General features: G+C 61.4%; 26 protein-coding genes. 17 read left to right on the top strand and 9 right to left on the bottom strand.

Features of this window, described 5'->3' with window-relative positions; genetic code table 11:
- Positions 1–7 precede the first annotated feature (7 nt).
- Both E8E75_RS16905 and E8E75_RS16900 read right to left on the bottom strand, forming a co-directional pair.
- Complete coding sequence (locus tag E8E75_RS16905) at positions 8–532, bottom strand: HAD family hydrolase (protein ID WP_120652900.1); 525 nt, start codon at positions 530–532, stop codon at positions 8–10.
- The gene (locus E8E75_RS16900; RefSeq protein ID WP_174235584.1) at positions 532–1,512 is read right to left on the bottom strand and encodes a KpsF/GutQ family sugar-phosphate isomerase; all 981 of its coding nucleotides are present in this window, start codon (positions 1,510–1,512) and stop codon (positions 532–534) included. The genes E8E75_RS16905 and E8E75_RS16900 overlap by 1 nt, the downstream gene beginning before the upstream one ends.
- 222 nt (positions 1,513–1,734) lie before the next feature.
- Here E8E75_RS16900 and E8E75_RS16895 point away from each other — a divergent pair, with 222 nt between their 5' ends.
- The 10 genes from E8E75_RS16895 to hisC all read left to right on the top strand — a co-directional run bounded on the left by E8E75_RS16895 (position 1,735) and on the right by hisC (position 9,620).
- Entirely contained in the window at positions 1,735–2,544 is an 810-nt protein-coding gene (locus E8E75_RS16895; protein ID WP_120652898.1) for an ABC transporter ATP-binding protein, read from the top strand.
- Entirely contained in the window at positions 2,544–3,341 is a 798-nt protein-coding gene (gene mlaE / locus E8E75_RS16890) for a lipid asymmetry maintenance ABC transporter permease subunit MlaE (RefSeq protein WP_120652897.1), read from the top strand. Before E8E75_RS16895 ends, mlaE begins: the two co-directional genes overlap by 1 nt.
- On the top strand, positions 3,341–3,808 hold the full coding sequence (mlaD, locus tag E8E75_RS16885; RefSeq protein WP_120652896.1) for an outer membrane lipid asymmetry maintenance protein MlaD: 468 nt from the start codon (positions 3,341–3,343) through the stop codon (positions 3,806–3,808). The genes mlaE and mlaD overlap by 1 nt, the downstream gene beginning before the upstream one ends.
- A gap of 11 nt (positions 3,809–3,819) precedes the next feature.
- Entirely contained in the window at positions 3,820–4,464 is a 645-nt protein-coding gene (locus E8E75_RS16880; protein WP_120655271.1) for an ABC transporter substrate-binding protein, read from the top strand.
- Complete coding sequence (locus E8E75_RS16875) at positions 4,461–4,769, top strand: STAS domain-containing protein (protein WP_153922236.1); 309 nt, start codon at positions 4,461–4,463, stop codon at positions 4,767–4,769. The genes E8E75_RS16880 and E8E75_RS16875 overlap by 4 nt, the downstream gene beginning before the upstream one ends.
- Positions 4,770–4,878: 109 nt before the next feature.
- Positions 4,879–5,118 carry a BolA family protein gene (locus E8E75_RS16870; protein ID WP_120652894.1) on the top strand — a complete coding sequence of 80 codons (240 nt, stop codon included), beginning with the start codon at positions 4,879–4,881 and terminating at the stop codon, positions 5,116–5,118.
- Between the two features lie 20 nt (positions 5,119–5,138).
- A complete protein-coding gene (gene murA / locus E8E75_RS16865) occupies positions 5,139–6,404 on the top strand; it encodes a UDP-N-acetylglucosamine 1-carboxyvinyltransferase (RefSeq protein ID WP_028628484.1) in 1,266 nt (421 codons plus the stop codon).
- An 89-nt stretch (positions 6,405–6,493) separates the two neighbouring features.
- On the top strand, positions 6,494–7,129 hold the full coding sequence (hisG, locus tag E8E75_RS16860; RefSeq protein ID WP_120652893.1) for an ATP phosphoribosyltransferase: 636 nt from the start codon (positions 6,494–6,496) through the stop codon (positions 7,127–7,129).
- Positions 7,130–7,251: 122 nt separating this feature from the next.
- The gene (gene hisD, locus E8E75_RS16855) at positions 7,252–8,565 is read left to right on the top strand and encodes a histidinol dehydrogenase (protein ID WP_120652892.1); all 1,314 of its coding nucleotides are present in this window, start codon (positions 7,252–7,254) and stop codon (positions 8,563–8,565) included.
- Between the two features lie 2 nt (positions 8,566–8,567).
- A complete protein-coding gene (gene hisC / locus E8E75_RS16850; RefSeq protein WP_153922239.1) occupies positions 8,568–9,620 on the top strand; it encodes a histidinol-phosphate transaminase in 1,053 nt (350 codons plus the stop codon).
- Between the two features lie 64 nt (positions 9,621–9,684).
- On the opposite strand, the gene E8E75_RS16845 is transcribed toward hisC, so the two are convergent.
- The 3 genes from E8E75_RS16845 to algW all read right to left on the bottom strand — a co-directional run bounded on the left by E8E75_RS16845 (position 9,685) and on the right by algW (position 13,805).
- A complete protein-coding gene (locus E8E75_RS16845; RefSeq protein ID WP_153922242.1) occupies positions 9,685–10,413 on the bottom strand; it encodes a DUF4198 domain-containing protein in 729 nt (242 codons plus the stop codon).
- 12 nt (positions 10,414–10,425) lie between these two features.
- Complete coding sequence (locus E8E75_RS16840; protein WP_153922245.1) at positions 10,426–12,525, bottom strand: TonB-dependent siderophore receptor; 2,100 nt, start codon at positions 12,523–12,525, stop codon at positions 10,426–10,428.
- Between the two features lie 128 nt (positions 12,526–12,653).
- Positions 12,654–13,805 (bottom strand): Do family serine endopeptidase AlgW, encoded by a 1,152-nt coding sequence (gene algW / locus E8E75_RS16835; RefSeq protein WP_120652888.1) that lies wholly within the window; start codon positions 13,803–13,805, stop codon positions 12,654–12,656.
- 111 nt (positions 13,806–13,916) lie between these two features.
- On the opposite strand from algW, the gene E8E75_RS16830 reads away from it, so the two are divergent.
- Positions 13,917–14,675: a Nif3-like dinuclear metal center hexameric protein gene (locus tag E8E75_RS16830; protein WP_120652887.1), complete on the top strand. Its 759-nt coding sequence runs from the start codon at positions 13,917–13,919 to the stop codon at positions 14,673–14,675.
- A gap of 48 nt (positions 14,676–14,723) precedes the next feature.
- On the opposite strand, the gene mltB is transcribed toward E8E75_RS16830, so the two are convergent.
- Positions 14,724–15,821, bottom strand: a complete 1,098-nt coding sequence (mltB, locus tag E8E75_RS16825) for a lytic murein transglycosylase B (protein ID WP_153922247.1) — start codon at positions 15,819–15,821, stop codon at positions 14,724–14,726.
- Positions 15,822–16,152: 331 nt separating this feature from the next.
- Here mltB and cysD point away from each other — a divergent pair, with 331 nt between their 5' ends.
- Positions 16,153–17,070 carry a sulfate adenylyltransferase subunit CysD gene (gene cysD, locus E8E75_RS16820; protein ID WP_120652885.1) on the top strand — a complete coding sequence of 306 codons (918 nt, stop codon included), beginning with the start codon at positions 16,153–16,155 and terminating at the stop codon, positions 17,068–17,070.
- 12 nt (positions 17,071–17,082) lie between these two features.
- Positions 17,083–18,984, top strand: a complete 1,902-nt coding sequence (gene cysN / locus E8E75_RS16815; RefSeq protein ID WP_120652884.1) for a sulfate adenylyltransferase subunit CysN — start codon at positions 17,083–17,085, stop codon at positions 18,982–18,984.
- A gap of 85 nt (positions 18,985–19,069) precedes the next feature.
- Here the strand turns inward: cysN and E8E75_RS16810 are convergent, their stop codons facing one another.
- Positions 19,070–19,510, bottom strand: coding sequence for a DUF1043 family protein (locus tag E8E75_RS16810; RefSeq protein WP_028628476.1), 441 nt, complete (start codon positions 19,508–19,510; stop codon positions 19,070–19,072).
- Positions 19,511–19,636: 126 nt separating this feature from the next.
- Here E8E75_RS16810 and E8E75_RS16805 point away from each other — a divergent pair, with 126 nt between their 5' ends.
- The 3 genes from E8E75_RS16805 (at position 19,637) to zapE (ending at position 22,832) form a co-directional block, all read left to right on the top strand.
- Complete coding sequence (locus tag E8E75_RS16805; protein ID WP_153922249.1) at positions 19,637–20,266, top strand: alpha/beta fold hydrolase; 630 nt, start codon at positions 19,637–19,639, stop codon at positions 20,264–20,266.
- Between the two features lie 29 nt (positions 20,267–20,295).
- Complete coding sequence (locus tag E8E75_RS16800; RefSeq protein ID WP_120652883.1) at positions 20,296–21,642, top strand: tryptophan--tRNA ligase; 1,347 nt, start codon at positions 20,296–20,298, stop codon at positions 21,640–21,642.
- Between the two features lie 95 nt (positions 21,643–21,737).
- Positions 21,738–22,832: a cell division protein ZapE gene (gene zapE / locus E8E75_RS16795; RefSeq protein ID WP_120652882.1), complete on the top strand. Its 1,095-nt coding sequence runs from the start codon at positions 21,738–21,740 to the stop codon at positions 22,830–22,832.
- 55 nt (positions 22,833–22,887) lie between these two features.
- Here zapE and E8E75_RS16790 read toward each other — a convergent pair whose 3' ends face one another.
- Both E8E75_RS16790 and E8E75_RS16785 read right to left on the bottom strand, forming a co-directional pair.
- The gene (locus E8E75_RS16790; RefSeq protein WP_153922252.1) at positions 22,888–23,853 is read right to left on the bottom strand and encodes a hypothetical protein; all 966 of its coding nucleotides are present in this window, start codon (positions 23,851–23,853) and stop codon (positions 22,888–22,890) included.
- A 213-nt stretch (positions 23,854–24,066) separates the two neighbouring features.
- Complete coding sequence (locus tag E8E75_RS16785) at positions 24,067–24,966, bottom strand: GlxA family transcriptional regulator (RefSeq protein WP_162945902.1); 900 nt, start codon at positions 24,964–24,966, stop codon at positions 24,067–24,069.
- Positions 24,967–25,216: 250 nt separating this feature from the next.
- Between E8E75_RS16785 and E8E75_RS16780 the strand changes: the two genes are divergently transcribed.
- Positions 25,217–26,356 carry an acyl-CoA dehydrogenase family protein gene (locus tag E8E75_RS16780; RefSeq protein ID WP_153922256.1) on the top strand — a complete coding sequence of 380 codons (1,140 nt, stop codon included), beginning with the start codon at positions 25,217–25,219 and terminating at the stop codon, positions 26,354–26,356.
- Positions 26,357–26,363: the final 7 nt, after the last annotated feature.

Raw genomic sequence — 26,363 nt, 5'->3', positions numbered from 1 at the left:
AAAAACCTCAGAGATAAGCAGCTTGCGCCGCTTCCAGGCTGCCCTGGGCGCGCAGTATGAGTTCGCAGAACTCACGGGCTGCGCCTTCGCCGCCACGTGCCTGGGTGATGCCATGGGCATGCTGGCGGACGAAAGCATCGGCGTTGGCCACGGCCATGCCCAGGCCGACACGGCGAATCACCGGTAGGTCGGGAAGGTCGTCACCGAGGTAGGCGACCTGATCATAATTCAACCCCAGTTCCGCGAGCAGGCCGTCGAGGACAGCCAGTTTGTCTTCGCGCCCCTGGAACAGATGCTGTATGCCGAGGTTCTGTGCGCGACGCTCGACAACCTCCGACTGGCGGCCGCTGATGATGGCAGTGCGCACGCCAGCATTCATCAGCATCTTGATGCCTTGGCCGTCGAGGGTGTTGAAGGTCTTGAATTCTCCGCCGCCGGGTAGGAAGTAGAGGCGGCCGTCGGTCAGCACGCCGTCCACGTCGAACACGGCCAGGCGAACGGCCTTGGCACGAGTGAGGAGTTCATTGCTCATCAGATCACTCCGGCGCGGGTCATGTCATGGATATGCAGGGCGCCGATGGGGCGGTCGTCTTCATCGACCACAACCAGCACGTTGATCTTGTGGTCGTCCATGATCTTCAGCGCTTCGGCTGCAAGCATGTCGGGGCGTACGGTCTTGCCGTGCACCGTCATGACGTCGTCGATGCTGGCCTGGCGCACATCGACACCTTTGTCCAAAGTGCGGCGCAGGTCGCCGTCGGTGAAGATGCCGGCGAGGTGGCCGTCACTTTCCACCACCGCGGTCATGCCCAGGCCCTTGCGTGTCATTTCCAGCAGGGCTTCGCGCAGCGGCGTACCGCGGGCGACGCTGGGCAGGCTTTCGCCGCTGTGCATGATGTTCTCCACCTTGAGCAGGAGGCGACGGCCAAGCGCGCCGCCCGGATGAGAGAAGGCGAAGTCTTCGGCGGTGAAACCACGGGCTTCCAACAGGGCGATGGCCAGAGCGTCACCCAGGACCAGCGCCGCAGTGGTGGACGATGTGGGAGCCAGGTTCAGTGGGCAGGCTTCCTGGCCTACTCGAGCATCCAGATTCGCAGCTGCGGCTTTGGCCAGGGGCGAGTCCGGATTGCCAGTGAGGCTGATCAGGGTGATTCCCAGGCGCTTGATCAGCGGCAGCAGCGTGACGATTTCGGCAGTCGAGCCGGAATTGGAGAGCGCCAGGACCACGTCTTCACGGGTGATCATGCCCATGTCGCCATGGCTGGCCTCGGCCGGGTGAACAAAGAAGGATGGGGTGCCGGTGCTGGCCAGGGTGGCAGCAATCTTGTTCCCGACATGTCCGGACTTGCCCATACCCACCACCACTACGCGTCCCTTGCAATCCAGGATGAGTTCGCAGGCGCGAACGAAATCTGCGTCGATGCGTGGCATAAGGGCGTCGATCGCCTCGCGTTCGAGCTGGATAGTGCGTTGTGCGGACTTGATGAGATCGCTGGATTGGCTCATGGGCATGCAGTGGCCGGGGGAAAAGGCGCCGATTATAGCGATAAAGGTGATTTAGCTCACGCGTCAATGGCGTCGAAGCTGTCGCAAAGCTGAACAGACGCTAGCGTGGCCTTGGGAGGCGCAAGGCCGCGGTGATATAGTTCGCGCCCTGTTCGGCCCGTTCTGAGCGGAGTGTCCTTGCGTTGGGGCGCGTCGTCTTCCAGGGAGGCTGTATCGCAAGGAGTCTAGATGAGTGCCGAAAACACCTACGCCGTCGAGTTGAAGGGGGTTACCTTCAATCGTGGCGCGCGCAGCATTTTCCAAGACGTCGATATTCGTATCCCGCGCGGCAAGGTTACCGGCATCATGGGGCCTTCCGGCTGCGGCAAGACCACGCTACTGCGCCTGATTGCTGCCCAGCTCAAGCCCGCGAGTGGCGAAGTCTGGGTCAACGGTCAGAATCTGCCCAAGCTCTCACGCGCCGACCTGTTCGACATGCGCAAGCAGTTTGGCGTGCTGTTCCAGAGCGGTGCGTTGTTCACCGATCTGGATGTCTTCGAGAACGTCGCGTTTCCTTTGCGGGTGCACACCAAGCTGCCTGAGGAAATGATTCGTGACATTGTCTTGCTGAAACTTCAGGCAGTGGGCCTGCGCGGCGCCATCGAACTGATGCCGGACGAGTTGTCTGGCGGCATGAAGCGGCGCGTGGCGCTGGCGCGCGCAATTGCGCTCGATCCTCAGATCCTGATGTATGACGAACCGTTCGTCGGTCAGGACCCCATTGCCATGGGGGTTCTGGTGCGCTTGATTCGCCTGCTTAACGATGCACTCGGTATCACCAGCATCGTGGTTTCCCACGATCTGGCGGAAACCGCCAGCATTGCTGACTACATCTATGTGGTGGGTGATGCGCAGGTGCTGGGGCAGGGAACTCCGGACGAGCTGATGAATTCCGATAACCCGCGTATCCGCCAGTTCATGAAAGGCATTCCGGATGGACCGGTGCCCTTCCATTTCCCGGCACCTGATTACCGCAAAGACTTGCTGGGGGGGCGCTGATGCGCAAGAAGTCCTTGCTCGAGCGCGTTCGCCTGCTCGGGCGTTCCGGTCTGGACGTGCTGGAAGCGCTTGGGCGCTCCACACTGTTCCTGTTGCATGCCCTGTTCGGCCGCACTGGCGTTGGCAATGGCTTTCAGTTGCTGGTCAAGCAGCTCTATGCCGTCGGCGTGATGTCGCTGGCGATCATCGTCGTTTCCGGCGTTTTCATCGGCATGGTGTTGGCCCTGCAGGGATACAACATCCTGGTCGACTACGGTTCAGAGCAGGCAGTCGGCCAGATGGTGGCGCTGACGCTGCTGCGTGAGCTTGGTCCAGTAGTGACCGGCCTGCTCTTCGCTGGTCGGGCTGGCTCCGCGCTGACCGCCGAGATCGGCAACATGAAATCCACCGAGCAGCTCTCAAGCCTGGAAATGATCGGCGTCGACCCGCTCAAGTACATCATCGCCCCCCGGCTCTGGGCCGGCTTTATCTCGATGCCGCTGCTGGCGATGATCTTCAGCGTCGTGGGCATCTGGGGTGGCGCCATGGTGGCCGTGGACTGGCTGGGCGTCTATGAGGGCTCTTTCTGGGCCAATATGCAGAACAGTGTGCAATTCACCGAGGATGTGCTGAACGGCGTGATCAAGAGCGTCGTATTCGCCTTCGTGGTGACCTGGATCGCCGTGTTCCAAGGGTATGACTGCGAGCCGACCTCGGAAGGGATCAGCCGCGCTACGACTAAAACCGTGGTCTATGCCTCGCTCGCCGTGCTGGGGCTGGACTTCATCCTGACCGCCTTGATGTTTGGAGATTTCTGATGCAAATCCGCACCTTGGAGATTGGTGTCGGCCTGTTCCTCCTGGCCGGTCTGTTGGCCTTGCTGCTTCTGGCTTTGCGGGTCAGCGGCCTGTCCTACGGCGTCAGCGATGACACCTATAAGCTTTACGCGCATTTCGACAATATTGCCGGTTTGACTGTCAGAGCAAAGGTAACCATGGCCGGTGTCACCATCGGCAAGGTTACAGCGATCGATCTGGATCGCGACAGCTACACCGGCCGCGTCACGATGGAAGTCGAAAAGCGTGTGGACAACCTGCCTGCGGACTCCACCGCGTCCATCCTCACGGCCGGCCTGCTGGGTGAAAAGTACATTGGCATCAGCGTCGGCGGCGACGAGGAACTGCTCAAGGATGGCGGAACCATCCGTGACACCCAGTCGGCCCTGGTGTTGGAAGACCTGATCGGCAAGTTCCTGCTGAACTCGGTCAACAAAGAGAGCAAATGAGGATGCGAAACATGATCAATGCCCTGCGTAACGGCCTGCTGGTCCTGCTGGCGGCCCTGCCTCTGCTGGCCACCGCTGCGCCGAGCGCGCGCGATGTGGTGCAGCAAACCACCGACCAACTGCTGGCCGACCTGAGGGCCAATAAAGAGCAATATCGCAGCGACCCGAACGCGTTCTACGAGGCCCTGAACGGCATTCTTGGTCCAGTGGTGGATGCCGATGGCATCTCCCGCAGCATCATGACCGTGAAGTACTCGCGCAAGGCTACTCCTGAGCAGATGACGCGCTTCCAGGATAATTTCAAACGCAGCCTGATCCAGTTCTACGGCAATGCCCTGCTGGAGTACGACAACCAGGAAATTCGTGTACTGCCGGCCAAGCAGGAAGATCCTGAGCGCACCAGCGTCGGCATGGAGGTCAAAGACAGCAAAGGCACCGTCTACCCGGTTTCCTACACCATGGTGAACGTCAATGGGCAGTGGATGCTGCGCAACGTGATCATCAACGGCATCAACATCGGCAAGCTGTTCCGCGACCAGTTCGCCGACACCATGCAGCGCAATGGTAACGACCTCGACAAGACCATCAATGGTTGGGCCGAAGTGGTTGCCAAGGCCAAACAGTCTGAAGAAGCCAAGCAGGCGGGCGGTCAATGAGCGAGGCCCGTATCGAACAGGCAGCTCCGGGCGAGTTGCGCCTGGTTGGCGTGCTCGATTACAGCACCGGACCGCAACTGCGCGAAGACGGGAGGCGGCTGATCCAGACGAGCAGCGCCGCCTCCGTGCTGCTGGACTGCTCCGCGGTAGAGAAGACCAGCAGTGTCGGCCTCGCGCTGCTGCTGGCTTTCATGCGCGATTCCAGCGCTTCCGGTAAGTCGTTAACGGTACGTGGAGTGCCAGAAGACATGCGGCAGATTGCCGACGTCTCCGGATTGACCGAGCTACTGCCGCTGGAGGCTTGATTCGATCAAACCGCCCTCCGTCTGGCCCCGCGCGCGCGGGGTTCGCAGGCAGAGGGCTTTTTTGTATCATGGCCGACCCGCGCGCGTTGGGCGCCGATTGAGGTTGAGCATGCAGGCCGTAGAAGTGAAAAGCCTCCTGGAGGCGAAACTGCCAGGTACCCAGGTGGAAGTTGAAGGGGAAGGCTGCAACTTCCAGTTGAACCTGATCAGCGACGAGCTGGCCGGCCTGAGCCCGGTGAAGCGTCAGCAACAGGTATACGCCCACCTGAACGCCTGGATCGCTGATGGCAGCATCCACGCTGTCACCATGAAATTCTTCAGCCAGGCCGATTGGGCCGAGCGTTCCTGAGCCCAGCTTTCGAGAGAGCAATGGACAAACTGATTATTACCGGCGGTCAACGCCTCGATGGCGAGATCCGCATTTCCGGCGCCAAGAACTCTGCGTTGCCGATCCTGGCCGCTACCTTGCTGGCTGATACCCCAGTCACCGTAGCTAACCTTCCGCACCTGCACGACATCACCACCATGATCGAACTTTTCGGTCGCATGGGCGTGCAGCCAGTGATCGACGAGAAGCTGGCCGTTGAAGTCGACGCCAGCAGTATCAAGACCCTGGTCGCGCCCTACGAGCTGGTCAAGACCATGCGCGCTTCCATCCTGGTGCTTGGTCCGATGGTGGCTCGCTTTGGTGAAGCCGAAGTAGCGCTTCCCGGTGGCTGTGCCATTGGTTCGCGTCCGGTTGACCTTCACATCCGCGGCCTCGAGGCCATGGGCGCGAAGATCGACGTCGAGGGTGGTTACATCAAGGCCAAGGCTCCGGCCGGCGGCCTGCGTGGCGCCAACTTCTTCTTCGATACGGTCAGTGTGACCGGTACCGAGAACATCATGATGGCTGCAGCGCTGGCCAACGGCCGTACCGTTCTGCAGAACGCTGCCCGCGAGCCGGAAGTGGTTGACCTGGCCAACTGCCTGATCGCCATGGGCGCGCAGATCCAGGGTGCGGGTACCGACACCATCACCATCGACGGCGTGAAACGCCTTGGCGGTGCGCGCTACAACGTGATGCCCGACCGTATCGAAACCGGTACCTACCTGGTGGCAGCTGCCGCAACTGGTGGCCGCGTCAAGCTCAAGGACACTGATCCGACCATCCTCGAAGCCGTGCTCCAGAAGCTGGAAGAGGCCGGTGCACACATCAACACCGGCAACAACTGGATCGAGCTGGACATGAAGGGCAATCGCCCGAAAGCGGTCAACGTGCGCACTGCGCCGTACCCGGCGTTCCCCACCGACATGCAGGCCCAGTTCATCTCCATGAACGCCGTTGCCGAAGGCACCGGTGCGGTGATCGAGACCGTATTTGAAAACCGCTTCATGCACGTCTACGAAATGAATCGCATGGGCGCTCAGATCCTGGTGGAAGGCAACACCGCCATCGTTACCGGCGTGCCGAAGCTCAAGGGCGCACCGGTCATGGCGACCGACCTGCGCGCTTCCGCCAGCCTGGTGATTGCCGGTCTGGTGGCAGAGGGCGATACCCTGATCGACCGCATCTACCACATCGACCGTGGTTACGAGTGCATCGAAGAAAAACTGCAGTTGCTCGGCGCCAAGATTCGCCGCGTGCCGGGTTAGGTCGAAATGCGGGCCGGCCCTGAAAGGGTCGGTCCGTGATGACCGCGCAACAGGCCCGTCAAGGGCCGTAGCCAAGGAAATCCAGTTTCATGCTCACCATCGCGCTGTCCAAGGGCCGAATTCTCGACGACACCCTGCCGCTACTTGCCGAGGCCGGCATCGTACCGACCGAGAATCCGGACAAGAGCCGCAAGCTGATCATCCCTACTACCCAGGAGGATGTACGCCTGCTCATCGTGCGTGCCACTGACGTGCCGACCTATGTCGAGCATGGCGCGGCCGATCTCGGCGTTGCTGGCAAGGACGTGTTGATGGAGTACGGCGGCCAGGGCCTGTACGAGCCGCTGGACCTCAGGATCGCCTGCTGCAAGCTGATGACCGCTGGCGCGATCGGTGCGCCTGAGCCAAAGGGGCGCCTTCGCGTAGCCACCAAATTCGTCAACGTCGCCAAACGCTACTACGCCGAACAGGGCCGCCAGGTCGATGTGATCAAGCTCTATGGCTCGATGGAGCTGGCGCCCCTGGTGGGCCTGGCTGACAAGATCATCGACGTCGTCGACACCGGCAATACCCTGCGCGCCAACGGCCTGGAACCCCAGGAGTTGATCGCCACCATCAGCTCGCGACTGATCGTCAACAAGGCATCGATGAAGATGCAGCACGCGCGCATCCAGGCACTGATCGAAGTGCTGCGCAGCGCGGTCGAGTCTCGACACCCCAGCTGACACCTGAGTGCGGCCCTGCGCCGCACGCGCCTATCCGTGTCATAGCCAATATTCTCGGGTGCCCGCACGGTGGGCTTGCTACTCTAGCGGCGCCCGAGCAATTGCCATTCAAGAGGCCCGCTATGACCGCTCCAATCGCCATCCGCCGACTCAATGCCGCTGATCAGGATTTCGCGCGACACCTGGATCATCTGCTGAGCTGGGAAAGCGTATCCGACGAAGCGGTCAACCAGCGTGTCCTCGACATCATCCAGGCCGTGCGTGAGCGTGGCGACGCTGCTGTAGTCGAGTTCACCCAGCGCTTCGACGGTGTGCAGGCGACCACCATGGCGGAACTGATCCTTCCGCGCGAGCGCTTGGAGCTGGCCCTGACCCGTATTACCGCCGAGCAGCGCAAGGCGCTGGAAACCGCTGCCGCTCGTGTGCGTAGCTATCACGAGAAGCAGAAACAGGACTCCTGGACCTACACCGAAGCCGACGGCACGGTACTGGGCCAGCAGGTAACTCCGCTGGATCGCGCAGGTCTTTATGTGCCCGGCGGCAAGGCGTCGTATCCGTCGTCCGTGTTGATGAATGCGATTCCCGCCAAGGTCGCTGGAGTTGCCGAGGTGGTGATGGTCGTGCCGACGCCTCGCGGCGAAATCAACGAGATCGTCCTTGCGGCTGCCTGTGTGGCTGGAGTGGACCGTGTCTTCACCATCGGCGGCGCCCAGGCGGTGGCCGCACTGGCCTATGGCACCGAGAGCGTGCCCCAGGTGGACAAGATCGTCGGTCCGGGCAACATCTATGTCGCCACGGCCAAGCGCCACGTCTTCGGACAGGTAGGTATCGATATGATTGCTGGTCCGTCGGAAATTCTCGTGGTCTGCGATGGCGGCACCGATCCCGACTGGATCGCCATGGACCTTTTCTCGCAGGCCGAGCACGACGAAGACGCCCAGGCCATCCTGGTCAGCCCCGATGCCGCCTTCCTCGACAAGGTTGCCGCCAGCATCGACAAACTGCTCCCGACCATGGAGCGTGCCGAGATCATTCGCACCTCCCTGGAGAACCGCGGCGCACTGATCCTGGTGGCCGATGAGGCCCAGGCGTGCCAAGTGGCCAACCGCATCGCTCCCGAGCACCTGGAGCTGTCCGTTGCCGATCCGCAGTCCTGGCTCCCGCATATCCGCCACGCCGGCGCCATCTTCATGGGGCGTTATACCGCCGAAGCCTTGGGCGACTACTGCGCTGGTCCGAACCACGTTCTGCCGACCTCCGGCACTGCGCGCTTCTCCTCACCGCTGGGTGTGTACGACTTCCAGAAGCGTTCCTCGATCATTTTCTGCTCGGCCGACGGCGCGTCCGAACTGGGCAAGACCGCGTCCATCCTGGCCCGGGGCGAGTCTCTGACAGCCCACGCGCGCAGCGCCGAATTCCGCATCAAGGGGGAGTGAGCATGAGCAAATTCTGGAGTCCCTTCGTCAAGGGCCTGGTGCCCTACGTTCCTGGCGAGCAGCCCAAGCTGGCGAAGCTGGTCAAGCTGAACACCAACGAGAATCCTTACGGTCCGTCGCCCAAAGCGGTGGCGGCCATGCAGGCTGAGGTGGGTGACAACCTGCGCCTGTATCCAGACCCGAACAGTGACCGCCTGAAGCAGGCGGTGGCCGACTACTACGGTGTGCAGACGAACCAGGTGTTCGTCGGCAACGGCTCGGACGAGGTCCTGGCACACGCTTTCCACGGCCTGTTCCAGCACGGCAAGCCGCTGCTGTTCCCGGATGTGAGCTACAGCTTCTACCCGGTCTACTGTGGGCTGTATGGCATCCCCTTCGAGGCGCTGCCGCTGGACGAACAGTTTCAGATTCGCGTCGAAGACTATGCGCGCCCCAATGGCGGCATCGTCTTCCCCAACCCCAATGCACCCACTGGCTGCCTGCTGGCGCTGGAGGCTATCGAACGTCTGCTCAGGGCCAACCCGGACACCGTAGTGCTGGTGGACGAGGCCTACATCGACTTCGGTGGCGAGACGGCTATCAGCATGGTGGACCGCTATCCGAACCTGCTGGTGACCCAGACCCTGTCCAAGTCCCGGTCTCTGGCGGGGCTGCGGGTTGGCCTGGCTGTCGGCCATCCGGACCTGATCGAGGCGCTGGAGCGGATCAAGAACAGCTTCAACTCCTACCCGCTGGATCGCATGGCAATCGCTGGTGCCGCGGTTGCGTTCGAAGACAAGGCGTACTTCGAGGCAACCTGCCGCAAGGTGATCGACAGCCGCGAATCGCTAGTGGCTGATCTGGGAAAGCTGGGCTTCGAGGTGCTGCCCTCGGCGGCCAACTTCGTATTCGCGCGCCATCCCCAGAAGGATGCCGCCAGCATTGCCGCTGGATTGCGCGAACAGGGCGTGATCGTTCGCCACTTCAAGCAGGAGCGAATTGCCCAGTTCCTGCGCATCACCATTGGCACGCCCGAGCAGAACCAGGCGTTGCTGGATGCCTTGCGCAATCTCTGATTTTCGCGGGTGAGTAAAAGAAAAGCCGAGCGCGGGTCACCGCCTCGGCTTTTTTCTTGGGCGCTCATTCGTGGTGCGGTGCGCCAAGGAAGGTCAGCGAACTGAACAGTCCGTGCTGTTTCACGTCGGGATCGTTCGGAGTATCCAGGGTGACTTGGGCGGCGATGATGTTCAGCCCGGAATTGCGTACCGGCACCTTGGCGCGACCGTCGGCGTCGGTTGTGGCGCTTACGGTATCGGGTTCGCCCCGGTAGTCGCCGATCAGTTCGACACCGGACGCCGGCTTGCCGTCCAGTAGCACCCTTACCGGCAGCGAATTACCCGGTCCAACCGCCAGCGGATCGGCTTCCGGCACTATCGCCAGGCGTATGCGCTTGAGCTCCGGGAGCTGCGTTCCTGATTGATAAAACGCCAGGTTGTACTTCCAGGTATGGATGGACGCAACAGCCCCGGGAACTTGCCGCTGCCCCTGGTTTATCCACTGCTTGTCGGCGGTCTGCGACCAAGGACCGTTGTCCAGGGCTACCGCCAGGATTGCTGGCGCTTTCAAGGGTTTGAGCCGTGCATGGTCCACCAGGCGCTCGACCGACACCGGGATCATCCGCCCCTGTGCGTCAAAGGCCCAGGCACCGCTGACTTTATCCGCCTTGAAGGCGTCGTCTTCGGCGCCGTGTCCGTAGATCACTTCGATGTTGCCGCGCCGTTGTTCGGTCCACAGTCCGTGGGCATGAACGTGACCTGCGAAGGCAGCTGCAAGGATGGGGGTGAGGAAGAAGCGTTTGTCCAGGCGCATGGAGATTTCCTATCAGAGGTCGAGGGTGAGACTGAAGTTGAGGTTGCGGGGCTCGCCGGGCATGACCCAAGCGCTGTTGTACGAGCGCTCGTAGTACTTGCGGTCGAAGAGGTTGTTGAGGTTCAGGCCGACTGTTGCTCGTTCGCTCGCCTTGTAATGGGCGAGCAGGTCGAGGGTGGCGTAGGCAGGGAGCTCGAGCGGGCTGCCGGCCTGGCCGGAGCGATTGCCGACATAGTTGAGGGCGGCTCCGATATCCGAGCCGTACAGACGACCGCCCTGGAACTCATAGACAGCCAGCAGGCTGCCACTGTGCTCGGGCACGCCGAGCAGGCGACTGCCTTCGGGCAGCACGTTGTCCTTGGTGATCTCGGCGTCGATGTAGGCATAGGCGCCGATCAGCCGTACCGTGTCGGTCAGCTGTCCACTGACCTGCAGGTCCAGGCCCTGGCTGCGAGCGCGGCCGGCTGCGATGTTTTCGCCGGGATTGTTTGGGGCGGCCGTGAGTACGTTTTCCTTGTCGATGTGGAAGAGTGCGACCGTTGCACCGATGCGGCCACCCAGCAGGTCGAGCTTTAAGCCAGCCTCCTTGCCGAAACCTTTTTCCGGATCGAAGCCAGTGCCCTGGCTGCCGATTGCGTTGGGTTTGACTGATGTCGCCGCGTTGGCGAACAGGCCTATCTCTGGTGTCAGCTGGTAGAGCAGGCCGCTTCGCAGGGTCAGGCTTTCCTTGTCCTGGCCATTGCTGATTCGCGTCGCGCGGTTCAGTGCCGTCTGTTCGAAATGCTCGAAGCGGGCGCCGATCAAGCCCTTCCAGCCTTGGCCGAAGTCGATCTGGTCCTGCAGGTTCAATGCGCGGCTTTCCACCTGTTCGAAGAAGTCGTTTGGATTGACGATTGGCGGCTTCGGCCTGCCGTACACCGGGTTATAGATGTCCAGGCCGTAATCCAGTGATGTCAGGCTTTGTGGGTACTTCTGGCTGTTGCGGTAGTTCTCGTACTCAATGCCAGCCAGGCTCTGGTGCAGCCAATTGCCCGTCTCGAAGAGGCCATGCAGTTCCAGTTGAGTGATGCTGTCGTTCCACTCGAAATCCCGCTGGCGATAGAAACGGGTCACCTGGGTGCCGATCAGTCGTGAGGTCTCTGAGGAGTCACCCTGCAAGTGTCCCTGGGCGTAATGATTGGCCAGGCGCAGTTTCCAGCTGTCATTGAGGTGATGCTCCAGGCTGGCCTGGATCATCTGGTTGCGATTGCGGACTTCACCGTCGTTGGGTTCGCCGAGGAAGGTGGAGCGTTTGACCGTTCCCAGCTCTCCGTTCACGGCCGGGATACCGCGATCGAACACCGATTCGTGCTGGACGAACTCCGTCTCCAGCAGCAGGCGGGTATCGGGGGTCAGTTGCCAGCTCAGGGAGGGGCTGATCGCCAGGCGTTGGTTGCCGGCATGGTTGCGAAAGCTGCCGTTGTCCTCAGTTGCCAGATTGATGCGCGACAGCAGCATGTCTTCATCATCGAGCGGCGCGTTGACATCCAGGCTGACGCGATAGCGGTCCCAACTCCCGGCACTGGCCTTGAAGCGCGAGAAGCGTTCGGCCTGGGGCTTCTTGGTCACTATATTCACAGTGCCACCCGGATCGCCGCGCCCATACAGGCTGGCGGCGGGTCCCTTGAGCACTTCGATGCGCTCGATGACGGAGGTGTCTGGCGAGCTGTAGCTGCCGCGGTTTATTGCGAAACCGTTCTTGTACAACTCGCCCGTGGTGAAGCCGCGGATGCTGTAGGAGAGTAAGGTCAGGCCGCCGAAGTTGTTCTGCCGCGATACGCCCCCGGCGAAATCCAAGGCTCGATCGAGGCGGGAAATGTCCAGGTCCTCCAGCACTTGAGCCGGAATCACGCTTATCGCCTGGGGGATGTCGCGGATATCGGTATCGGTGCGGGTAGCACTGGCCGAACGGGTTGCGCGGTAGCCGCGTACCGGGCCATCCGCGTTTTCCTGGCGGTGCTCGTTGATCTGAATGTCGTCCAGTAGAAGGGGGTGGGTCGCTTCGGCGGCAGTGGCTTCGCCCAGCAGGCTGAGAAGCAACCCGGTGACAGGCGCGAGGTGGTGGGAGCGCATCGGAAGTCTCGCAGAAGATGTAATAACATAACATTTTGCAAGGCGAGAATCGTTCTTGTCCAGCGTCGGATGATTCCTGCTTTGGCCCAGAAATCGAAAACGGCGCCCTCAGGCGCCGTGTTTGTCGATCAGCTGCCGCCGTTGCTACTGGGCGGCGGCCGCACACCGACTTCTGCGGTCAATTCCAGTTCCTGGCCGTTGCGCATCACCTGAATGCTTACCTTTTCACCGGGGCGAGTACGCGCCACCTGGTTCATCGAGCGGCGGCCGTCACCAGCCGGTTCGCCGTCGATGCTGAGAATGATGTCACCGGGTTGCAGGGTGGCGCGTTGGGCTGGGCTGTCGCGGTAGATGCCGGCGACTACGATGCCGGGGCGACCTTCCAGGCCGAAGGATTCCGCGAGCTCCGGGGTCAGGGGTTGTACTTCGATGCCTAGCCAGCCGCGAATCACCGAGCCGTGCTCGACGATCGCCTTCATGACTTCCAGCGCCAGTTTGACCGGAATGGCGAAGCCGATGCCCTGGGAGCCACCTGACTTGGAGAAAATCGCGGTGTTGATGCCGATCAGGTTGCCGTTGGCGTCCACCAGCGCGCCGCCGGAGTTACCGGGGTTGATCGCGGCGTCGGTCTGGATGAAGTCTTCATAGGTGTTCAGGCCCAACTGGTTCCGGCCGGTGGCACTGATGATGCCCATGGTCACGGTCTGGCCGACTCCGAAAGGGTTACCGATCGCCAGGGCAACGTCGCCGATGCGGATATTGTCCGAGCGGCCGAGGGTGATCGGCGGGAGATCCTTGAGGTCGATCTTCAGCACCGCGAGGTCGGTTTCGGGGTCGCTTCCCACCAGGCGTGCCAGGGTTTCGCGCCCGTCTTTCAGGGCTACCACGATCTGGTCGGCACCTGCAGTCACGTGGTTGTTGGTCAGCAGGTAGCCTTCCGGGCTCATGATCACCGCCGAACCCAGGCTGGACTCCATGCGTCGCTGGCGCGGCAGGTTGTCACCGAAGAACCGGCGGAACTGCGGATCTTCGAACAGCGGATGCGCCGGCTTGCTCACCATCTTGGTGGTGTAGAGGTTGGCAACCGCAGGCGATGCACTGGTGACCGCATCGGCATAAGAGTCGGGGCCCTGGCGGGTGAAATTGAACTTGGGGGCCTCCTGCAGATGCACTTCCTGGCGGGGCAGGCCGACCCATTCCGGGTATTGCTGGATGATCAGCAGTGCCGCGAGCACGCCGACAATCAGGGGCCAGCTGAAAAATCGCAGGGCCTTGAGCATCGAGGGAGAATCCTGAGGGTTGCGGGGGGCAGGGGTGCCCCTTAAGGTGGCGCCATTATACGAGGGCGCTTGTTAAAAACGAGCCGTCCGCAACAGCTTGTGAGGAATGCCATGGCGATTGCCCTGAACACCCTGGTAGAAGAAGCGGACCGTTACCTCAACGCCGCGCGCATCCAGGATTACTGCCCCAACGGCCTGCAGGTCGAGGGGCGTCCGCAGGTCAGCCGGATCGTCACCGGCGTCACCGCCAGCCAAGCGTTGTTGGACGCCGCAGTGGAGGCTGAGGCGGACGTAGTACTGGTGCACCACGGCTACTTCTGGAAAGGCGAGAACCCCTGTGTGGTGGGCATGAAGCAGCGTCGCCTGAAGACCCTGCTAGCCAATGACGTCAGCCTGCTCGCCTATCACTTGCCGCTGGATCTGCATCCGGATGTGGGTAACAACGTGCAGCTCGCGCGCCAACTGGACATCATCGTCGAAGGCCCACTGGAGCCGGATAATCCGCGGACTGTCGGGTTGATCGGCTCCCTGGCCGAGCCCATGACCGCCACCGACTTCGCCCGTCGCGTACGCGAGGTGCTCGGGCGTGAACCCCTGGTGGTGGAGGGCGATCGCATGATCAGCCGGATCGGCTGGTGCACCGGCGGTGGACAGGGCTATATCGATCAGGCGATTGCTGCGGGTGTCGATGCCTATCTCACTGGCGAAGTCTCCGAACAGACAGTGCATAGCGCGCGGGAGAATGGTGTCAGTTTCATCGCCGCCGGCCACCATGCCACTGAGCGGTATGGCGTGCAGGCGCTAGGCGACTACCTGGCCAAGCGCTTCGCCATCGAGCACTTGTTCATCGACTGCGCCAATCCTGCCTGAGTTCGTATGGCAAAGAAAAAACGGCCGGCTCAGTAAACCGGCCGTTTTTCATCGGGAGCCGTGACGTTGGCTCTCCACCGCCTTGCCCAGTTCCCACACCGCCATGGCGTAGTGCGTGCTGTGGTTATAGCGGGTGATCACGTAGAAGTTTGGTAGGCCATACCAGTACTGGTAGGTGTTGCCCATGTCCAGGCGCAGCAGGCTGGCGCTTTGGTGATTGCCCAGCGAACTTTGCGGCCGGAGCCCGGCTGCAGTCAGGACACTGACCGGATATTGGGTCTTGAAGCCGTCTTCCAGCGAGCGCGCCTGGCCGATGGCGCGCACGGCGACGGCGTCGCCGGTGATCCAGCCATGCTGCTTGAAGTAGTTGGCCACGCTGCCGATAGCATCGCGGGGGTTCCACAAGTCTCGTTGTCCGTTGCCATCGAAGTCCACGGCATATTTGGTGAAGGACGTCGGCATGAACTGTCCATAGCCCATCGCGCCGGCATAGGAGCCGCGCAGCGACAGTGGGTCGTCACCTTCCTTGCGCGCCTGCAGAAGAAACTGCTCAAGTTCGCCACTGAAGAACTCGGCGCGGCGAGGGTAAGAGAAGGAAAGGGTGGCCAGCGCGTCGATGATCCGAGTCTTGCCCATTACGCGTCCCCAACGGGTCTCCACACCGATGATGCCGACAATGATTTCCGGCGGTACGCCGTACGTTTGGAAGGCGCGCTGCAGATCAGCTTCGTGCTGGTCCCAGAACAACACGCCGTTGCGCACGTTGCCCGGTGTGATGAATTTCTTTCGGTAGCGTAGCCAGGCGCCGTTGGGGCCACTGGGCGGTGTGTAGGTGGGCGCCTGGCGGTCCATCAGGCGGATCACCCAATCAAGTTCGCGGGTTTGGGAGAACAGGTCTTGCAGGTGCTGGCGATTGAAGTCGTGCTGGCTGACCATGCGATCGATGAAGCGCCGGGCACCGACGTTGCCCGCGAAGTCGCCGCGCAGCGGCGTGATCGGTTGCACCGAGCCGAATGTCGGATGGGCACTGGGAGTTATGAGCGTCGGTTGCTTTGGCTTCTGGACCGGCTTTGGGACGGAAGTTGGTTTGCTGCTGCACGCGGAGATCAGGACGAGCAAAGGCAGGGCGAAAGCGACGCGGCGCATAGAAAGTCTTCCGGGACAGGAAAATGTGCCGGCTATGCTATCGCGCCGCTGCGCAGGCACAAGTCGCGAGTTGAGTTTGCCCTGCCGGCCCTGTCGTACCCTCTAGAAGTCCGAGGAAGGTGCGAGCCGCCGAGCTGCTGCACCCTCCGAGGCTGCGTCGTGGCTCAGGTGAAATGGTCCTGGCAACGTCTATGTCACTGAATTCGTACGGCTATATAAGTATATTTTTTTGGTATAAGCCGTCCTCCAGTTAGAGTCTTCTGCTGTGATAGAGTGCCCGCTCGTCCACGGCCCGCCGGCCGTCGTATCAGAAAGACCTTCGTGAGTAGCCATGCTCGATAAACTGACGCACCTGAAACAGCTGGAGGCGGAGAGCATCCACATCATTCGTGAAGTGGCCGCCGAATTCGACAACCCGGTGATGCTCTACTCCATCGGTAAAGACTCCGCCGTCATGCTGCACCTGGCGCGCAAGGCGTTCTTCCCTGGCAAGCTGCCGTTCCCGGTCATGCATGTCGACACTCGCTGGAAGTTCCAGGAGATGTACCAGTTTCGCGACAAGATGGTCGCCGAAATGGGCCTGGACCTGATCACTCATGTGAACCCGGAAGGCGTCGCCCAGGGCATCAACCCCTTCACCCATGGCAGCGCGAAGCACACTGACGTGATGAAGACCGAGGGCCTCAAGCAGGCACTCGACAAGTACGGCTTCGATGCGGCCTTCGGCGGCGCCCGTCGCGACGAGGAGAAGTCCCGCGCCAAGGAGCGTGTGTACTCCTTCCGCGACAGCAAGCATCGCTGGGACCCGAAGAACCAGCGCCCGGAACTGTGGAACGTCTACAACGGCAAGGTGAAGAAGGGCGAGTCGATCCGCGTCTTCCCGCTGTCCAACTGGACCGAGCTGGACATCTGGCAGTACATCTATCTGGAACAGATCCCGATCGTCCCGCTGTACTTCGCCGCCGAGCGTGAAGTCATCGAGAAGAACGGCACGCTGATCATGATCGACGACGAGCGCATCCTCGAGCATCTCTCCGACGAAGAGAAAGCACGCATCGAGAAGCGTATGGTGCGTTTCCGCACCTTGGGCTGCTACCCGCTCACCGGTGCGGTGGAATCCACTGCTACGACTCTGCCGGAAATCATCCAGGAAATGCTCCTGACCCGTACTTCCGAACGCCAGGGGCGGGTCATCGACCACGACGCCGCCGGCTCGATGGAAGAGAAGAAACGTCAGGGCTATTTCTAAGGATTCCGCACCATGAGCCACCAATCCGATCTGATCAGCGAGGACATCCTCGCTTACCTGGCCCAGCACGAACGCAAGGAACTGCTGCGCTTCCTAACTTGCGGCAACGTCGACGACGGCAAGAGCACCCTGATTGGGCGTCTGCTGCACGACTCCAAGATGATCTACGAAGACCATCTGGAAGCCATTACCCGCGACTCCAAGAAAGTCGGCACCACCGGTGACGATGTCGACCTGGCACTGCTGGTTGACGGCCTGCAGGCCGAGCGCGAACAAGGCATCACCATCGACGTGGCGTACCGCTACTTCAGCACCGCCAAGCGCAAGTTCATCATCGCCGACACGCCCGGCCATGAGCAGTACACCCGTAACATGGCCACTGGCGCGTCCACCTGCGACCTGGCCATCATCCTGGTTGATGCCCGCTACGGCGTGCAGACCCAGACCCGCCGGCACAGCTACATCGCGTCCTTGCTGGGTATCAAGCACATCGTCGTCGCCATCAACAAGATGGACCTGAAAGACTTCGACCAGGGTGTGTTCGAGAGCATCAAGGCCGACTACCTGCAGTTTGCCGAACGCATCAAGCTCAACCCCACTTCGATCCACTTCGTGCCGATGTCGGCGCTGAAGGGCGACAACGTGGTGAACAAGAGCGAGCGCTCGCCCTGGTACACCGGGCAGTCGCTGATGGAAATCCTTGAAACCGTGGAAATCGCCGGCGACCGAAACGTCTCCGATATGCGCTTCCCGGTGCAGTACGTGAACCGTCCGAACCTGAACTTCCGCGGCTTCGCCGGCACCCTCGCCAGCGGCATCGTGCGCAAGGGGGACGACGTGGTAGCCCTGCCGTCCGGCAAGGGTAGCCGGGTCAAGTCCATCGTCACCTACGAAGGTGAACTGGAGCAGGCAGGTCCCGGCCAGGCGGTTACCCTGACCCTGGAAGACGAGATCGACGTCTCCCGCGGCGACATGCTGGTACATGCCGACAACCGTCCCGTGGTGACCGACAGCTTCGACGCCATGCTGGTATGGATGGCCGAGGAGCCCATGCTTCCGGGCAAGAAATACGACATCAAGCGCGCAACCAGCTATGTGCCGGGCTCCATCCCGAGCATCGTGCACAAGGTGGACGTCAATACCCTTGAAGAAGCCCCAGCCAGCAGCCTGCAGTTGAACGAGATCGCCAAGGTCAAGGTCAGCCTGGATGCCTCCGTTGCTCTCGATGGCTACGAGCAGAACCGCACGACTGGTGCTTTCATCGTTATCGACCGCCTGACCAATGGCACCGTCGGCGCCGGCATGATCATTGCCGACCCGCAGGCGGGCCGTAACGTCGTTGGCCACCATGGCAAGCTGGCCCACGTTTCTCGCGAAGAGCGGTCCGCTCGGTTCGGCCAGCAACCGGCAACCGTGCTGTTCAGTGGCCTGTCCGGCGCTGGCAAGAGCACACTGGCCTATGCCGTGGAACGCAAGCTGTTCGACATGGGGCGTGCCGTCTACGTGCTTGATGGTCAGAACCTGCGCCACGACCTGAACAAGGGACTGCCGCAAGATCGAGCTGGGCGCACTGAGAACTGGCGTCGAGCCGCTCACGTCGCGCGTCAGTTCAACGAAGCCGGCCTGGTTACCCTGGCTGCTTTCGTGGCGCCGGATGCCGAAGGGCGCGAGCAGGCCAAGGCGCTGATCGGTGCCGACCGCCTGATCACCGTCTACGTGCAGGCATCGCCACTGGCATGCCGCGAGCGTGATCCACAAGGCCTCTACGCTGCTGGCCAGGACAATATCCCGGGTGAGTCCTTCCCCTACGATGTTCCTCTGAATGCCGATCTGGTGATCGATACTCAGTCCGTCAATGTGGAAGAAGGTGTGAAGCTGGTGCTTGAGGTGCTCCGCGAACGCGGTGCGATCTAACGCCTAGCCCAATAAAAAGCCCCGCAAATGCGGGGCTTTTTATTGCCTTCCGATTAGACCGGCCGTTGGGCCAGCCTGCTGGAAATCAGTACTTGCCTTTAAGGCCGAAAGTCTCGTCCAGGGTGCCGGGGGCGTCCGGTGCCTTGGGTGCATAGTCTTTCGGTGCTTCGTTACTCTTGGGCGGGGTCAGGCGCTCGCGTGGGCTGGCAGCCTCGTCAGCGTGCAGCGCAGCCAGCAGACGCTGGCGGGTCAGTTCGTCCAGAGCCAGGCGGCTGGCGCCTTCGGACAGATGCTCCTGTACTTCCTGGTAGCTCTGGGTGAGCTTTTTCACCAGGCTGGCGGTGGTGTTGAAGTGAGTGACCACCTCGCTCTGATAGGTATCGAAGCGTTCCTGCAGATCATCCAGCTGACGCTGCGTCCGGCTTGGAGCCGCATTTGGCACCAGACGGGCGATCAGGAAACCGATGCCGATACCGGCGAGCAGGGCGAAGGCTGGTAACAACCAGACGGTGAGCGACTGTTCCACGAGTCCTTCCTCTATAAACGGCTTTGCTTTACGTTAACGGCTCGAATCCGCGCTGTATACCGCGACACAAGCCCTGTTGTGCTAATCCAAGACGAGTCGACCCGTCACGAGGTCACGGAGTTTCCCTTGTTGATCCGCGAAAACCCTCTTCTGCTCGATGGCCCATGCGGTCAACTCGAGGCGCTGCATCTTGATTTGCCTGAGGCCAAGGGCCTGGCGCTGATCTGTCATCCCAACCCGGTGCAAGGCGGCACCATGCTCAACAAAGTGGTTTCTACCCTGCAGCGCACTGCCCGTGACGCAGGCTACAGCACCTTGCGATTCAACTATCGTGGCGTGGGTGCCAGCGCTGGCAGTCATGACATGGGAACAGGCGAAGTGGACGATGCCGAAGCTGCGGCCCACTGGTTCCGTGCGCAACGTCCGGAGCTGACGCTGACCCTGTTCGGCTTCTCCTTCGGGGGCTTCGTTGCGGCCAGTCTGGCTGGTCGTCTGGAACGTCAGGGCATCACGGTTCCGCGTCTGTTCATGGTGGCTCCGGCCGTAATGCGCCTGACTGCGGACAACCCGTTGCCCGAGAGGGGTGAACTGGCCGTCATCCAGCCGGACGCCGACGAGGTCGTCCCACCCCAGGCGGTCTACGACTGGTCCGCCGGCCTTGCGCGTCCCCATGAGCTGCTGAAAGTGGCAGAATGCGGGCACTTCTTCCACGGCAAGCTGACCGATCTCAAGGACCTGGTCCTGCCGCGTCTCTGATTCTGAACGTAGTCCGACAAGCGAACTCCATGAGCACTCGAATCCTTACCGGCATTACCACCACCGGCACGCCGCACCTGGGCAACTACGCGGGCGCAATCCGCCCGGCCATCGTCGCCAGCCGCGCCAGCGACGTCGACTCCTTCTACTTCCTGGCCGACTACCACGCACTGATCAAGTGCGACGACCCGGCCCGTATCCAGCGCTCGCGGCTTGAAATCGCCGCCACCTGGCTGGCCTGTGGCCTGGATACCGACAAGGCGACCTTCTATCGCCAGTCCGACATTCCCGAAATTCCCGAACTCACCTGGCTGCTTACCTGCGTCAGTGCCAAGGGGCTGTTGAACCGCGCGCACGCCTACAAGGCTTCCGTGGACAAGAACCTGGAGAACGGTGAAGACCCGGACGCAGGTGTCACCATGGGCCTGTACAGCTACCCGGTGCTGATGGCTGCGGACATCCTGATGTTCAACGCGCACAAGGTGCCGGTAGGGCGCGACCAGATCCAGCACGTGGAGATGGCCCGCGACATCGGTCAGCGCTTCAACCACCTGTTCGGCGCTGGCCGTGAGTTTTTCACGCTGCCCGAGGCGGTGATCGAGGAAGAAGTGGCGACCCTGCCCGGTCTCGATGGCCGCAAGATGTCGAAGAGCTACGACAACACCATTCCGCTGTTCGGCAGTGCCAAGCAACTGAAGGACGCCATTGCCCGTATCGTCACCGACTCCCGCGCGCCGGGTGAACCGAAGGATCCGGACAACGCCCACCTGTTCACCCTCTACCAGGCCTTCGCCACTCCAGTGCAGCTGGCCGAGTTCCGCGCCGACCTGCTGGCGGGCCTCGCTTGGGGTGAAGCCAAGCAGCGCCTGTTCCAATTGCTGGACAACGAACTGGGTGAGGCTCGCGAGCGCTATCACGCACTGATCGAGCGTCCATCCGATCTGGAAGACATTCTCCTAGCTGGCGCCGCCAAGGCTCGCAAGATCGCTACGCCTTTCCTCAACGAGCTGCGTGAGGCGGTCGGCCTGCGTTCCTTCCGCACCAACGTGCAGGCCGGCGGCGACACCAAGAAGAAGGCCGCCAAGAGCGCCCGTTTCGTCAGCTTCCGCGATGAAGATGGCAGCTTCCGCTTCCGCCTGCTGGACGCCGATGGCGAGCAGTTGCTGCTCTCGCGATCTTTTGCCGACGGCAAAGCAGCTGGCCAGGCCAGCAAGCGCCTGCAGTCGGGCGATGAGCTGGATCTGCGTGTGGAAGAAGACGCGTTCGGCATCTGGCTGGACGATGAGCAAGTGGCCTCCAGCCCGGCGTTCGCCGATGCTGCGGCCCGAGATGCGGCGATCCAGCGCCTCTACTCGGCTCTCGCCCCCCAGGAATAACTGTCTTTCCAGCGGCCGGTTCAGCCGGCCAATTGCCAATCGACGGGGCAGGCTCTAAAGTACCTGCCCCGTTTTTCGTTGCCTTGCTATCGATCATGACCCCCCTCGAGCGCTACCAGTCCGATCTCAAGCGGCCGGATTTTTTCCACGATGCCGCGCAGGAAACCGCCGTTCGCCATTTGCAGCGGCTGTATGACGACCTGATCGCCGATGAACGCAGCAAGCCCGGATTGCTGGGCAGTCTGTTCGGCAAGAAGCGCCAAGGTCCGGTGAAGGGCCTGTACTTCTGGGGTGGCGTGGGTCGCGGCAAGACCTACCTGGTGGATACCTTCTACGAGGCACTGCCGTTCAAGCAGAAGATGCGTACCCACTTCCACCGCTTCATGAAGCGCGTCCACGAGGAGATGAAAACCCTCAAGGGCGAGAAGAACCCGCTGACCATCATCGGCAAGCGATTTGCCGACGAGGCCCGGGTAATCTGCTTCGACGAATTCTTCGTCTCCGATATTACCGACGCCATGATCCTGGCCACGCTCCTCGAGGAGCTGTTCAAGAATGGTGTCAGTCTGGTGGCGACTTCCAACATCGTTCCCGACGGCCTCTACAAGGATGGCCTGCAGCGTGCGCGCTTCCTGCCGGCGATTGCTCTGCTCAAGGAGCACACCGACATCGTCAACGTCGACAGCGGCGTGGACTACCGCCTGCGCGCCTTGGAGCAGGCCGAGCTGTTCCACTTCCCGCTGGACGCTGAAGCCGAAGCCAGCCTGAGTCGCAGCTTCAAGAGCCTCTTGCCGGACTGCACCATGGCGCAGGAAAACGAAGCCCTGATGATCGAAAACCGCGAGATCCGAGCCGTCCGCGTCTGCGAAGACGTTGCCTGGTTCGAGTTCCGCGAACTCTGCGACGGTCCGCGCAGCCAGAACGACTACATTGAGCTTGGCAAGATCTTCCACGCGGTGATCCTCGCCAACGTCGAGCAGATGGGCGTGGCCAAGGACGACATGGCGCGCCGCTTCATCAACCTGGTGGACGAGTTCTACGATCGCAACGTGAAACTGATCATTTCCGCCGAGGTGGAGCTGAAGGATCTCTATTCCGGTGGCCGATTGAATTTCGAGTTCCAGCGTACGTTGAGCCGGCTGCTGGAGATGCAATCGCACGAGTTCCTTTCGCGGCCTCACAAACCCTGAGATGCGTACGAAAAAAGGCTGCCTGAAGGCAGCCTTTTTCATTTCCGCTGGTGTGTCAGTTCTGCGCCAGCTTCTGTTCCTGCTGTTTCAGCAACCTCTGTGCATGAGCCACTTCCAGGGCTTCCATGGCGTTGATCGGCTTGATCGCCACCGCCTTTTTCAGGTGCTCCAGGACCCTGGCTTCCTCGTCCTCGCCGTATACGTACTCCAGGGCGTTGGCGTATTCGTAGTGGCCTATGGGCAAATCGTCGATGGCCTTGAAGGAGCGGGCGAAGTACTGCTCCATCTTGTCCGAGCTGACTCCGTAGGTCATCTTGCCCACCAGCTTGCCCACCTTGCGAATGACACCGGCTTCGTAGCCACCGTAGAGGGCCAGGGCGAAGGGTTGCCCAGGCTGCGTCTTCAACAGGGCATCCAGTTCATCGGGGATTTGGCTGGTATACCCGCGCTTGAGCACCACCGGTACCGGCAGCTCTTCGCCCAACCGGGCCTTGGCATAGGCGCGACCGAACTGTGCGACCACATCGGCCTTGACCAGGTCGCCGGCTTCATCGGTGTAGCGGATCACTTCCTCCAGCAGGCGATGCTTCTCCTCCTGGTCCGGTACGAGAAACATGGCGTAGACCACCTGGGCGAACATTGCCGGCACCTGGCCACCAACACCCAGGGCGAGTCCCTGCTTCTTGGCCTGGGCAAAGTCACCACGGAACATCAGGCGCCAGACATCCTGGAGCTTCGCTGCGTAGGCTTCGGCTTCCTCGGGCTTGCCGGTGAAGCCGGTATTTCCAGTCACGGTCAGTTCGAGGGCCTTGGGGTACTGGCTGGCCATGGTCACGACCCAGTCGGCATCCGGATAGGGGTAGTTGGGACCGAATCCGCGAGTCAGGCGCGGCCAGGCTTCGCGCAGCTTGTCGCCGGAGTAGTCATAGGCGGCCTTGTCGTAGGGGAAGGGTTTCCAGTTTTCATCCGCCACAGCGGTGAGGCTGCAGGCGGCCAGCAGTGCAAGCAGGTAGCGGCGCATGGCGATGGACCTTTTCTTGTTGTTTTCCTCCCGCGCGATGACAGGCGCGGGGTCTGGGCAACCCGTTCGGGCATGGGCCGATCATAGGGCGATGAGGCATGGGGCCAACCCATCCTTGGGATGGCAGTGCCAGGAGGTGGCGGAATCGCTGGCTAGCGCCAGCGGGACTGCTGCAGCGGCAGGTGCATGAGCTGAGCGTGAGCGAACTCCGCTTCACTCACCTTTCTGCTGGTACTGGTGCCGGTATTGGTTCGGAGAGAGCTGGGTGTGCTGGCGGAACAGGCGGGCGAAGAAGCTGGCGTCGTCGTAGCCCACCTCGTAACTGATGGTCTTGATGCTCTTGCGCGTACCCGAAAGAAGCCCCTTTGCTGTTTCGATGCGTAACCTTTGAAGGTAATGCAGGGGCTTGTCGCCAGTGGCTGCCTGGAAGCGCCGCATGAAGTTGCGAATGCTCATACCGTGGTCGCGGGCCACGTCCTCGAAGCGGAATTTGTCGGCGAAGTGGTCTTCCAGCCATTGCTGGATCTGCAGGATGGTCATGTCGTGGTGCAGCTTCTGTCCGCCGAAGCCGATGCGGCCCGGGGTATAGCTGCGTTGGACTTCATAGAGAATGTCACGGGCCACCGCCTGAGCGATGCCGGCGCCACAGAAGCGTTCGATCAGGTAGATATAGAGATCGCAGGCCGAGGTGACGCCGCCGGCGCAGTAGAGGTTGTCGGCGTCGGAAAGATGCTTGTCCTGGTTCAGCAATACCCTGGGGAAGCGTTCGGCGAACTCACCAAAGAAGCGCCAGTAAGTAGTGGCTTCCTTTCCATCCAGAAGCCCCGCTTGGGCCATCCAGAACACACCGGTGGCCTCGCCACAGATGGCGCTGCCGGCGGCGTGACGCGCGCGCAGCCATTCGCAGACTTGCGGATAACGAGATAGCAGGGCATCGAAGTCGCCCCAGAAGGCAGGGATGATGATGATCTCTGCGTCGTCCAGCGGCCCGTCGACTGGGACTTTCACGTCGCTGAAGCTGTCGACTGGCAGGCCATCAGGGCTGACCAGGCGGGTCCGGAAAGCAGGTGTGAGGCCTTTACCCTGGAGCTTGCCGAAGCGCAAGCTGGCCATGTGGAAGAAGTCCTTGGCCTGCATGAGGGTGGAGGCGAAGACGCCATCGATGGCCAGGATGCTGACCTGTCGAAGGTTGGGGGACTGCGTAATACTCATGGTGTTGTTCTTATTAGGGGAAAGCGGTCATTCTGCGGCTGGATCGTCTTATTTTTTGTCCTAAGTGTCCAGTGTGGCGGGGGAGGGGACTGGCCTAGAGTCGGTTGCCTCTGACCCCATACGACACGCAGTGTCATTCCAAGGTGATGCCATGATCCCAAGAACCCTGTTCAGCTCCGATCACGAACTATTCCGCGACAGTGTGCGCAAGTTCCTCGAGCAGGAGGCAGTGCCTTACCACCACCAGTGGGAAAAGGACGGCCACATCGATCGCACCCTATGGAACAAGGCGGGTGAGGCCGGAATGCTTTGCTCGCATATCCCGGAAGAGTACGGCGGGATGGGCGCCGACTTTCTCTACAGTGCGGTGGTGATCGAAGAGATCGGCCGCCTGGGTCTGACTGGTATCGGCTTCTCCCTGCATTCCGACATCGTTGCACCGTACATCCTTCATTACGGTTCCGAGGCGCAGAAGCTGAAGTATCTACCCAGACTGGTCAGTGGTGAGCTGGTGACGGCCATTGCCATGACTGAGCCCGGTGCCGGTTCTGACCTCCAGGGCGTGAAAACCACTGCGGTACTGGACGGCGACGATTACGTCATCAACGGCTCCAAGACATTCATTACCAACGGCTTCCTCGCTGATCTGGTGATCGTGGTCGCCAAGACCGACCCGAAGGCGGGGGCGAAAGGCACCAGCCTATTCCTGGTCGAGGCGGGAACCCCCGGCTTTGCCAAGGGCAAGCGGCTGGAAAAGGTCGGCATGAAGGCTCAGGACACATCCGAGCTGTTCTTCCAGGATGTTCGGGTTCCAAAGGAAAACCTGCTAGGACAGGCCGGCATGGGATTCGCCTATCTGATGCAGGAGCTTCCTCAGGAGCGCCTGACCGTCGGCATCGGTGCCCTGGCGTCGGCCGAAGCGGCGCTTAACTGGACCCTGGACTACACACGTGAGCGCAAGGCGTTCGGTAAATCTGTCGCCGAGTTCCAGAACACCCGTTTCAAGCTGGCGGAGATGGCAACGGAGATCCAGATCGGCCGCGTTTTCGTTGATCGCTGCCTGGAGCTGCACCTGCAAGGCAAGCTGGATGTGCCGACGGCGGCGATGCTCAAGTACTGGGGTACTGACCTCCAGTGCAAGGTGCTGGACGAATGCGTGCAGCTGCACGGTGGATACGGTTTCATGTGGGAATACGCGGTAGCTCGGGCCTGGGCGGATGCGCGGGTGCAGCGGATTTATGCCGGTACCAACGAGATCATGAAGGAGATCATCGCCCGTTCCCTGGTTTGACCTACCT

The sequence above is a fragment of the Pseudomonas sp. BN606 genome (assembly GCF_029873115.1).
Lineage (GTDB): Bacteria > Pseudomonadota > Gammaproteobacteria > Pseudomonadales > Pseudomonadaceae > Metapseudomonas.
This window is presented reverse-complemented; position numbering and strand designations above follow the sequence as displayed.